We start from the raw sequence: 10430 nt of genomic DNA on the forward strand, positions 1-10430 counted from the left end.
GGTTGAAAACAATGACCGAGATCAACCTGCTCCAGCCAATGCACGCATCGACCAAGCGGCACTACGTTCAGCGGGTCGTCGAGCACGACAAGGCGGAATCTGCCACTGTCGCGCGGCAATGGGGACGCGACTACTGGGACGGCGACCGCCGCTATGGCTATGGCGGTTATAGCTACGACGGACGGTGGCGGCCGCTCGCCCAGACCCTGATCGACCGCTACGGCATCAAGCCCGGGATGAGCGTGCTCGATGTCGGCTGCGGCAAGGGCTATTTGCTCTACGAATTCACCCAACTCGTCCCTGGCCTCACCATCGCCGGCATCGACATCTCCGACTATGGCATCGCCAATGCCAAGGAAGAGGTGCGACCGCAATTGAAGGTCGGCAGCGCCGTCGAGCTCCCCTACCCCGACCACAGCTTCGATCTCGTGGTGTCGCTCGGCGTGCTCCACAATCTTCCGCTCGAGGACGTCTTCCGCGCCGTGTCGGAGATCGAGCGCGTTGGACGCGGCACCTCGAAATATCTGATGGTGGAATCGTTCCGCGACGAGCGCGAGAAGGCGAACCTGCTCTACTGGCAGCTCACCTGCCTGAGTTTCCATGGTCCGAAAACCTGGGCCTGGATCTACGACAAATGCGGCTACCGGGGCGACCATGGGTTCATCTTCTTCGAATGAAGCAACGGGCCTGCGCCGGCCGGCCTCGCTGCGAGCGCAAAATCTTGAAGTGTATTATTCGGACGACGCCATCGTCACGGCGGACGACGCCACGATCGCGGAACTGAAGCGCATCGCCGCAGGCAATCCGCGTCTGCGCAGCCGGCTGTGCATGCATCCCGATCCCTCGTCCGGCCTGCACGAGATGCTGATCGTGCATCATCGCGAGGCCTATGTGCGGCCTCACAAGCATTTTGGCAAACCTGAGTCGTTTCATTTGATCGAGGGTACCGCGCAGGTCGTGATCTTCGAGGACGACGGCCACATTCGCGACGTGCTAGAGATGGCGCCGTACGGTCGGGGCGCGCTCTGCTACTACCGGATGCCCGAGCAGGTGCTTCACTCGATCCTGATCACCTCGGAGTGGCTGGTGTTTCACGAAACCACCGCCGGTCCGTTCGATCCCTCCCGCACGGCGTTTCCCGACTGGGCTCCGGATGGCGGCGATGCCGCGGAAGTGCAGGACTATGTCACTAGGACCGGTGCGCTCGCCGCGAAGCATCTGGCCCATCGCCATACTTCACGAGCCATTCCAGCAGAGGTTGCTACCGATGACTAATCATTGCCGCCTCTGCCATTCGACCAATTTGCGCCCGGTCATCGACCTCGGACAGATGCCGATTGCGCATCGGCTTCGGCACAGCCGCGACGAACAGGACGAACGGTATCCGTTCGAGGTGTTCGCCTGCGGCGAGTGCGGCCTGCCCCAGATCGTGAAGCCGATCGATCCCGACATTCTGTATCGGCAGTTCAACTACAATTTCAGCAGCTGGAAGCCGGAGCCGCACCAGGTCGACGAACTCGACACCATCGCCAAATTCTCGAGCCACCAATCCGTGTTCGAGATCGGATGCAACGACGGCCTGTTCATGGACAGGCTTCGCGAACGCGGCGCGAAGGTTTTGGTGGGCGTCGAGCCCAACCCGGTGTCCGGCAAGATCGCCCGCGAGCGTGGCGTCAAGGTCTATGCCGACATGATCAGCCCGGCGCTGTCTCACGACGCGGTTGCCGAGGCCGGCAAGTTCGACCTCGTCGTGTCGCGCCAGGTGCTGGAGCACATCGTCGATTTCGAGAACTTTTTCGACTGCGTGAAAATCGCGCTACGCGACGACGGGCTGCTGTTCATCGATGTGCCTGATTTCGCGCCCGGCTCGACGGCGGGCGACCTCTCCGTCCTGTGGGAGGAGCACGTCAGCTATTTCACCGAGCCGACGCTGCTGTCGCTGCTGGCGCGCCACGGCTTCGAGGCGGTGTCGGTGAAGAAGTACAATTTCAGCGGCGGCAGCCTCGCGATTGCAGCGCGACGCGCGACGCGCGACGTGACGACGCCGGCCGCGCCGTCCGGCGTCGGCGAGAAATTCGGTCGGCGCGCCAGGGAGTACGGCGCGCGTCTTCGCCCGATCCTCGCCAAGGCCCGCGCCGACGGCGCCGAGATTGCCATCTACGGCGCCGGCTGCCGCGCCTGCACCTTCACCAATGCCCATGAATTTGCGGATCTTGTCGACCTCTCGGTCGACGACCAGAAGGAGCGCCAGGGCTTGTTCCTGCCCGGCACCGGCATTCCGATCCGCCCGCCGGAGGACCTCGCCGGCAAGTCGGAGCCGCTCGTCTGTCTTCTGGCCGTGAACCAGGAGAACGAAGACAAGGTCGGCAGCCGGCTGCGTGAAAACGTGAAGCGTCCGCTCCACATCGTTTCGATCTTCGCGCCCTCCGACATCTGGAGCGAGCTCGATCGTCTCGAGGCGGCCGCAGGGTCGCGGCATGGCTGAGGACAAGCTCTTCAACTATTACGAACGTCAGGACGTCCTACCGACGTTCGGGAATTTCAAATCCGCCGCCGAACTCGAAGCCTATGCCGGCCTGCGGCGCGAGTTGTTTTCGGACAAGCTGGTGCTGCCGCCGCGGTTGTTCCGCGACGCCGACATGCTCGAATTCGGCCCTGATTCCGGCGAGAACGCGCTCGTGTTTGCGAGCTGGGGCGCGAACATGACGCTCGCCGAGCCGAACCGGCATGCGCACGCAAAAATCCAGGCTTACTTCGCGCATTTCAGCCAAGCCCAACGTCTCCGCGAACTCGTGTCGTTCGACGTCGAAGGATTTCGTAGCGATCGTCGTTTCGACATTATCGATGCCGAAGGATTCATCTACACGGTGCAGCCGACTGAAAATTGGCTCGGCATCTTTCACCGGCTGCTCAATCCGGACGGTTACGCCGTCGTTTCCTACTACGAGCGCTACGGCGGCTTCTTCGAGCTCGCGCTCAAGGCGATTCATGCGGCCGGCAAGGCACTGACGGGCCGTCCCGGGCTCGAGACGGCGAAGCTGCTGTTCGACGCGAAATGGAACAGCATTCCGCACACGCGCAGCTTCGAATCCTGGCTGATGGACGTGCTCGAGAACCCTTTCGTCCGGCACCGCTACTTCCTCGACGCGGGGGCCTTGTGCACGGCGGCGCACGAGCAGGGGTTCGATATCTGTTCGGGGTGGCCCGTCTATCGCGACAGCCTGGACGTCTACTGGCACAAGAAGGTCCTCTCCGACGACGAGAAGCTGCGCCGCGCGACGCGCCACCTCGGTCGCAGCCGTCTGAGCTTTCTCGGCGGACGGAAGCTCTATCTGGCCGGCAAGACCGAAGCGGTCGAGGCGATCTCGGCTTCGATCGAGACACTGGTTCTCGATGTCGATGCGATGATCGACGATCCCTTCGGCGCCAGCCTGCCCCGTGTGATCGCGAACCTCGCGTCACTGCGCGAGACGATACCGGCGACGGACATTCTTGCCGACGATGCGTCCGACATCGACGCCATCATCGCGACCCTCGACAGCTTCCATCGCATCTTTGACGCGATCGGGCGACGGGATGCGTCCACAGTCACCGCCCTCACCCAGTCAGACCGGGCGTTCATCAACACCTGGGGACAGCCGGCGCATTTCCTCGTTCTCCGGAAACGCTTCGAGGGTCCTAGCAAGTGAGGCCGGGCATTGGCATCATCGGAACGGGCATGGTCGGCCAGATGTGCCACCTCGCCAATTTCGCCGCGAACCCCGCCTGCCGCGTTGTCGCGATCGCGGATCTCCGGCCTGATCTCGCCGCCGCAGCGGCGCAGAAATTCGACATCGCGCGGGTCTACGGCACGCACCGGGAATTGCTGGCGGATAGCGAGGTGTCGGCCGTCGTCGTCGTTACGAAGCGTCGCGCCACCGGCCCGATCGTGCTGGATGCGTTGAACAGCGGCCGCCATGTGCTGTCGGAAAAGCCGATGGCCTACACCGCGGCTCAGGCCGTTGCGCTGGCCGAGGCGGCGCGGCGGCACAACCTCGTCTACAGCATCGGCTACATGAAGCGTCACGACGCCGGCGTGGCGCGCGCGCTGGCCGAGTTGGCGCGCCTGCGAACGGATCAGTCGCTTGGACGCATTGTCGGCGCGCGAGGCTGGTGCTTCGGCGGCAGCACTGGCCGGTCGCAGGACAATTTCGTCATGACCGGCGAAGTGCGGCCGGACGGGCTCGAGCTCTGGCAGGACGGCCCAGACTGGATGCCGGGCGTGATGCTACCCGGCTACGACAATTTTTTGAATGTGTTCAGCCATATCATCAACCTCGCGCGTTACATGCTCGGATCGTCACCGACAGTCGCGGAAAGCACCATCGAGAGCTCGGGCGCGGCGACCGTGACGCTCGACTTCGACGGCGTCGCCTGCGCGCTGCAACTCGCGAACGGATCCGAAGGCGTCTGGCGCGAGGGGCTGAGCATCGCGTTCGAGCGGGGCGCGCTGACCATCGAATTGCCCCCGCCTTTTGCCGAGCAGGAGGCGGAGGTCATCCTCGATCAGCAAGGACAACGCACGCAATTGCGGCGCGACACGAGCTGGGCGTTTCGGCGTCAAGCCGATGCATTCGTCGCCGATATCGTGGAACGGAGGACGCCGCTGGCTTCCGGCGCAGAGTCTGTGGCCGATATCGCCCTTGCGGAGGCGATCTGGAAACGGCAGGTCATCGCCTAGGGCTCACGCCATCTAGCAATATCCAGCCGATCGCTGATCGCCACATCCTAGCTAAGCGTTTGATTTCGCTGGCAGGAGTGGCAGGGCTCGAACCTGCGACCCCCGGTTTTGGAGTACGGGCGGCATCGTATCATCCGGTGCCGCCAAATTCGTTTGCGTAATGAAATCAAGCGGCTCTCCTCGCCCCCTGATCCACCCTATCCGTTCAGTTCTGTCCTGTACTTTCGCCTTTGGGTCCGGGATTGGGTCCAGCAGCGGCCAGCCTCGGCGCGATAGTTCGCTGCCATCTCGAGCCTGCCGGCTCCTCCGGCATGGTCGCGTCGGCCGCCAGCTCAATGCAAAGCCGCTCGAATGCCCGTAGCTTGTCGATGATGCGCTGATCTCGCCCCATGCGGCGGCTCAGGATCCCACGGGTGGTCGCCGTCAAGTCTAGGAGTCCGCCCATGGCCCGGGCCACACAGACAGTGTCGGCCAATGCAGTACATTGCGCTGCTTTTTTCGTTCGAATAAGTTGCGGCAATGAATCCGCGGGCCGGGAATTTCGATCTGATGCGGCTCGTCGCCGCTTCCCTTGTGTTTTGGTCGCACCAGTATCAAATTACAGGGTTCCCTGAGCCCGCCGTGCCGTGGGTTGGCTCGCTGGGTGGATTTGCAGTCTTCGCCTTCTTTGCGATTAGCGGTTATTTGAATTCTCTAAGCATGGTCCGATCGCGTTCGTCGGCGCAATTCCTCGTCAGTCGCGCGTTTCGAATTTTTCCTGCTCTGATCGTTTGCGTCTCTTTGTGCGTCCTGATGGGTGCTGTCGTCACAACCCTCCCGTTAAGCGATTACTTTGCTCCGCCAGGTTTGGGATTCAATGGTCGAAACACGCCATTTTGTTCTTATGGCGGGACTCGATTCTCTTCTTCGGGTTGGATTACAAGCTTCCGGGAGTTTTCGAGTCGAGCCTAGGCACAACTGAGGTGCTAACACCGCTCTGGACGCTTCCCCAGGAGGCAAAGCTCTATGTCTGTTTGGCCATCGTTGCATTAGTTTGCCGGTTCGATGCCCGCGCCATTGGAGGCGCCGTTTTTGTTGTTCTTGGCGGCTTTGCAATCTCCGGCATTTGGAGCGAGCTATTGCCGATCTGGCTCGGCGAGCGGGGCCTGACATGCGCAATTCTTTTCGCCGGTGGGGTCGGCGTTGCTCTGTTAGAACGTTGCCTAACGAAGACGATTGCAGTTGCCTGCTTTACGTCGATCGCGGTGTTGCTCCTGTGGTGTGGCCATAAAGAAACCCTTGCACTCGTGGCGATCGCACCGGTCTGTGTCGTACTAAACACTATCCCGCTGCCCCGGTGGACTGCGCCCAAGCTCGATATCTCGTATGGCGTCTATCTCTATGCTCTTCCAATACAACACCTAACGTCAGACCTGCCTTTAAGCTTCTGGAGCAAGGGCCCTTTTCGCTTTCATGGTCACGCTCCTGATGGGTACACTTTCGGCGCTATTGATCGAGCAGCCTATGCTTCGAGTGCGAAAGCGGATCCGTCCATTGTCTTGGCAAGGCAGTTTATGGCCCGCATCGCCGAGCATGGTGCCCGATCTAAAACACGTCAAAGATTAGCGCGACGCATCTTTCCTTCTTCTTGATTTAATCGTGGAAGCTTTCACACGCGCAGCATCTAGATCGGCCTTTATCTGCGGCATTGCCGCACCAGCGGGTTCTCTACTTGGCGGCGGCTCGTTGAGGTCTCGCGCCCATGGTGCCCCAGCGCGAATAGCTGACGGCGAGTTGGAATCAGTTGAATGCGCGCAAGCTGAGATGAGGAGACCGCAGAGGGTCAACGAACCTGCCCACATAAGGACATGGATGCGCATTGACTCATCCAACCGATTGCCGAAGAATCGATCCTCACATTATAGCACTAGTTCGCCCTGGGAGAGAGGCCCGCCAGCGAACCGGCGGGCCGTACGGCTTACTGCGGAGGCTTCTTCGTCGCGGTTGGCGGTTTCGCTGTGCCGCTCTTCGGGGTACCATAATTCGCTGTGGTACGAGAGCCATAGCCCCCAGGCTTACCATCCATTTTGTTAGCCGATGCCGGCGATGTCATGAACCCGGCGGCGATCACGGCGCCTCCGAATGCAAGAATTACGAACAGGGCAAAAGCTCTCATAATCGACATTTGCTGCTCCCAATATACGTTGTTCAAAATTCGCCACGCGAAATGCGCGTAGCTCGAGCAACGTATTCCAGAGCAAATGGATCGGCGAGTCTTTCCTGTAGGCATCCGAACGAACCGGCCGCCTCCAACGAGAGACAAGGGCGTTGCCCCGGCACAGGTAGCAAGTGAGTGCGGCGCTAACTCATTCCGAACAGAAAAACCCGCCGGCTCCGGTAGCCGACGGGTTCTCAATGCCCATGCGTACCGCGGTACTCGTCACCAATCCGCGATGGTACATCGTAAAGCGGTACCCATTGACGTCAGGTTAGCGAGACTCGGCTTCAGCTGATCCGCCGCTTCGCGGCCAGCGCTGTTGTCGCCGAGCAGATGGAGGCGCAACTCGCGCTGGGCCACCCCATCGACGTGGCCACCCACTCGACGCTCACGTCGACGATGGTCCGGGTCGCCCAGCGGATCGGCATCAGCCGCAGGGCGCGGGAGGTCCTGCCTTCGCTGGAGAGCTATCTCAAAGGCAAGTTGGATGAGGACGAGGAGGACGAGACATGATCTCGATCCTCGACGCGGCCTGTGACAGGCACCTCTTCGCCCCTTGGTTCAAGAACCGCGAACACTGGGCCGCGTGGTTCGCCTTTCTTGCTGCCCTGTTCGCAATCGAAATGACGGAGGAGCAAGCTTCGGTGTATCGAGCCTGCACGGGCCGCGAGGCGCTGCCTACTACAGCCGCGACCGAGGCTTGGCTGGCCGTCGGAAGAAGGGGCGGTAAGTCGTTCGTCTTGGCAATGCTGGCGGTATTCATCGCCTGCTTCCGCGACTGCCGACAATTCCTGGCGCCCGGCGAGCGCGGCACGATTATGGTGATCGCCCGCGACCGGCAGCAGGCCCGTATCATTCTCAGATACATCCGGGCACTGCTGCGCGTTCCGCTCCTTGCCCAAATGATCGAGCGCGAGACGGCCGAGGCATTCGACCTCGACAACCAGATCACCATCGAGGTTCACGTCGCCTCATTCCGGAGTACCCGCGGCTATAGCATCGTTGCCGCACTCTGCGACGAGATTGCCTTCTGGCCGACCGACGACGCGGCGGAGCCCGACTTCGAGATCATCAATGCTCTGCGGCCCGGCATGGCGCAGTTCCCGAATTCGCTGCTGCTCTGCGCCTCCAGCCCCTACGCGCGGCGTGGCGCGCTGTGGGACGCTCACCGCAGGCACTTCGGCCGCGATGCCGATCCGGTCCTGGTCTGGCAGGCACCGACGAGGGTAATGAACCCGACGATCCCGCAGGCATTGATTGACCAGGCTTACGAACGCGATCCCGCCTCCGCGAGCGCCGAGTTCGGTGCGGAGTTCAGGTCCGACGTCGAGTCCTTCATCAACCTCGAAGCCGTGCAGGCGTGCATCAGCAGAGGCACGTTCGAGCGCCAGCCGAGAACAGGCTTGCGCTACCTCGCCTTCACTGACCCGAGTGGCGGGTCGTCCGACAGCTTTACGCTTGCCATCGCTCATCGAGAGAACGACAGCCTGATTCTGGACTGTATTCGCGAGATCAAGCCGCCGTTCTCACCCGAAGCCGCGATTGCGGAGTTCGCCTCTACCTGCAGGTCCTACCGAATCTCAGGGATCGTGGGCGACAGGTACGCGGGCGAGTTTCCCAGAGAGCAATTTCGCAAGCACGGCATCAGTTATGACGTCTCAAACAAGTCGAAGAGCGACCTGTATCTCGACTTGCTGCCGCTCCTGAATAGCCGCCGGGCTGAGTTACTCGACAACCCGCGACTCGCCGCCCAGCTCGTCGCCCTGGAGCGCCGCACTGCCAGGAGCGGTCGGGAATCAATCGACCATCCCCCGGGGGCTCACGACGACCTCGCGAACGCTGTCGCCGGCGTTCTCGCCTCCAACCTCGCCGTCCGCTCGGGGCTTCGCATGTTCACCTATCCAGTAGTGGGTAGCAGGCCCGGCTGCGAGATCGATCCTAAAACTATGCGCCCGATTGAGCGAGAGCGAATTCGGTGGCTGAAGGTGAACTAATCGCAACACTACGAAGTCCTAAATTGAGAAGGAGACCGCAATGAGGCGCTTGACCCAGAACGAGATAGCCATACGGATCGTGCCGACCCATCTGCGCTGGCCTGAAGCGTCCACGAGCGTCGTCTGGAGGCTGCTGCATGAGTGCGTACAGCAGCTTCACGACTTCGCCCGAACCTTTGATAGCGACTGTACTGAGATCGAGGGAAGCAGACAGCTCGCCCGTGATGAGATCATGCGACGCCGCGCCGAGGTCGGCCACCGGGCGATGAAGCAGCTGGCTGTGTTCAGGCCGTTCGATAGTGCCAGCGTGGCAGCCACCAGGGAAATCGAGCGGCTGCACAGACGCGAGGAGCTGACGCCGCAAGAGTCAGAGGCGAAGCAGAAGTTGATCAAGGCGCTGGACGAACTACGAGGTGGACTCGCCGCGATGGAGCGACTTCTGCTGGAGAGGAGTAAGATACGGCAGAGGTCTGCCTATTGCCTGCACTATTGAAGTGGTCAGTGACCCAAGCATATTGTCCGCTGGCTGATTGCCTCAGCGTCGTGCCTGCGCGTTCCGCGGCGGGACCTTCGAACGCTCCTGTGCCAGATCCAAAGAAAAAACCTCGCGCAAAGCCAGGGCTGGACAAGCACTGCCCGAGGCAAATTCCGCGCTGATGGGGCGCCTCTGCGGCGAGCAGTTTTGGATTCGGATCAGGTTATAGGCGATCAGATTAAGCAGGAAGTCGGCGGCGACGCGAGCGATGCCCCAATGTTTGTTCTTGCGCATGGTGCCATGCTGCTTGCCCCATCCGAAAATGCACTCGACCATCGCCCCGGGCGATTGCGACATGCCGAATCCCGGATGCCGCGTGGTTCGTTCGTCGATCGCTTGATGGCCTGGTTCTGTGTCACATGAGGCGTCACGCCGAGGGCGCGAAGATTGGCGACATGATCGGCGGTATCGTACGCCTTGTCCTCACCAGCCGTGATGCGACGACCTGCGGGCTTTGGGTCTCGCCTTCAGCATGACCTCCGCAGCCCGGCGTTCGGCGGTGCCATTGGCATGCGTGACCCTGCCGGGCACCGCCAGCAGATCGACGGAAGAAGATAGCGTTTACTTGCTGAGTTTTTCCCATTCGTCGCGGATCTCTTTACTACCATGCCGCGCCAGATCAATTGCTTCTGTCTCGCCGGGAGCACCCATCAGCTTTACGGCGCCTGATTTTGGTTCCGGTCCTGCTGAGCCTCCCTTCACGCAGCGCTGCGGGGTGAAGTACTGGTGACAAAACAGCACCATAGGCCGCTCCACCGAGGGTTTAGGTCCCCCTCTCTCTTCTTCGCTTACCGTAGACTCGACAAAGGCCAGCTCACCCCCCCCAGCTGCCGCAGCTCGTCAAATGTAGATGCAAGAATGCGACGCATTGTCGAGGTTAGATCATTCGACTGATCGGCCAAAACCTTCGGCAGATCAGCCTTGAACTTGCCGGCGCCCTGGTGAATAGCGATCCCATATTCCAGGCAAAAAGCGCGCATCTGA

The 10430-nt window shown here is 61.3% G+C and carries 11 protein-coding genes and 2 pseudogenes; 10 read left to right on the forward strand and 3 right to left on the reverse strand.

Annotation, left to right across the window (positions count from 1 at the left end; translation table 11 throughout):
- Positions 1-11 precede the first annotated feature (11 nt).
- The 10 genes from AC0L3A_RS16670 to AC0L3A_RS16715 all read left to right on the forward strand — a co-directional run bounded on the left by AC0L3A_RS16670 (position 12) and on the right by AC0L3A_RS16715 (position 9404).
- The gene (locus tag AC0L3A_RS16670; RefSeq protein ID WP_007602947.1) at positions 12-677 is read left to right on the forward strand and encodes a class I SAM-dependent methyltransferase; all 666 of its coding nucleotides are present in this window, start codon (positions 12-14) and stop codon (positions 675-677) included.
- Positions 655-1275 carry a WbuC family cupin fold metalloprotein gene (locus tag AC0L3A_RS16675; RefSeq protein WP_007602946.1) on the forward strand — a complete coding sequence of 207 codons (621 nt, stop codon included), beginning with the start codon at positions 655-657 and terminating at the stop codon, positions 1273-1275. The genes AC0L3A_RS16670 and AC0L3A_RS16675 overlap by 23 nt, the downstream gene beginning before the upstream one ends.
- Positions 1268-2485 (forward strand): class I SAM-dependent methyltransferase, encoded by a 1218-nt coding sequence (locus AC0L3A_RS16680; RefSeq protein WP_219684103.1) that lies wholly within the window; start codon positions 1268-1270, stop codon positions 2483-2485. The genes AC0L3A_RS16675 and AC0L3A_RS16680 overlap by 8 nt, the downstream gene beginning before the upstream one ends.
- Positions 2478-3689 (forward strand): class I SAM-dependent methyltransferase, encoded by a 1212-nt coding sequence (locus AC0L3A_RS16685; RefSeq protein ID WP_007602944.1) that lies wholly within the window; start codon positions 2478-2480, stop codon positions 3687-3689. The genes AC0L3A_RS16680 and AC0L3A_RS16685 overlap by 8 nt, the downstream gene beginning before the upstream one ends.
- A complete protein-coding gene (locus AC0L3A_RS16690) occupies positions 3686-4720 on the forward strand; it encodes a Gfo/Idh/MocA family protein (protein ID WP_219684105.1) in 1035 nt (344 codons plus the stop codon). Before AC0L3A_RS16685 ends, AC0L3A_RS16690 begins: the two co-directional genes overlap by 4 nt.
- A 549-nt stretch (positions 4721-5269) precedes the next feature.
- Positions 5270-5671, forward strand: coding sequence for an acyltransferase family protein (locus tag AC0L3A_RS16695; RefSeq protein ID WP_246649278.1), 402 nt, complete (start codon positions 5270-5272; stop codon positions 5669-5671).
- A gap of 11 nt (positions 5672-5682) precedes the next feature.
- Positions 5683-6351, forward strand: coding sequence for a hypothetical protein (locus AC0L3A_RS16700; RefSeq protein WP_246649279.1), 669 nt, complete (start codon positions 5683-5685; stop codon positions 6349-6351).
- A gap of 899 nt (positions 6352-7250) precedes the next feature.
- A complete protein-coding gene (locus AC0L3A_RS16705) occupies positions 7251-7430 on the forward strand; it encodes a hypothetical protein (protein WP_473254773.1) in 180 nt (59 codons plus the stop codon).
- Positions 7427-8911, forward strand: coding sequence for a hypothetical protein (locus tag AC0L3A_RS16710; RefSeq protein ID WP_473254774.1), 1485 nt, complete (start codon positions 7427-7429; stop codon positions 8909-8911). Before AC0L3A_RS16705 ends, AC0L3A_RS16710 begins: the two co-directional genes overlap by 4 nt.
- A 40-nt stretch (positions 8912-8951) precedes the next feature.
- Positions 8952-9404, forward strand: a complete 453-nt coding sequence (locus tag AC0L3A_RS16715; protein ID WP_354129020.1) for a hypothetical protein — start codon at positions 8952-8954, stop codon at positions 9402-9404.
- A gap of 42 nt (positions 9405-9446) precedes the next feature.
- Here AC0L3A_RS16715 and AC0L3A_RS16720 read toward each other — a convergent pair.
- From AC0L3A_RS16720 to AC0L3A_RS16730, 3 genes and pseudogenes are all read right to left on the reverse strand, one after another.
- Positions 9447-9842 (reverse strand): annotated as a pseudogene (locus AC0L3A_RS16720) (hypothetical protein); the annotation flags it as partial.
- Between the two features lie 165 nt (positions 9843-10007).
- Entirely contained in the window at positions 10008-10190 is a 183-nt protein-coding gene (locus AC0L3A_RS16725; protein WP_219684110.1) for a hypothetical protein, read from the reverse strand.
- 80 nt (positions 10191-10270) lie between these two features.
- Positions 10271-10430, reverse strand: a pseudogene (locus tag AC0L3A_RS16730) (IS110 family transposase); the annotation flags it as partial.

This window comes from Bradyrhizobium sp. MI1.3 (assembly GCF_055811695.1).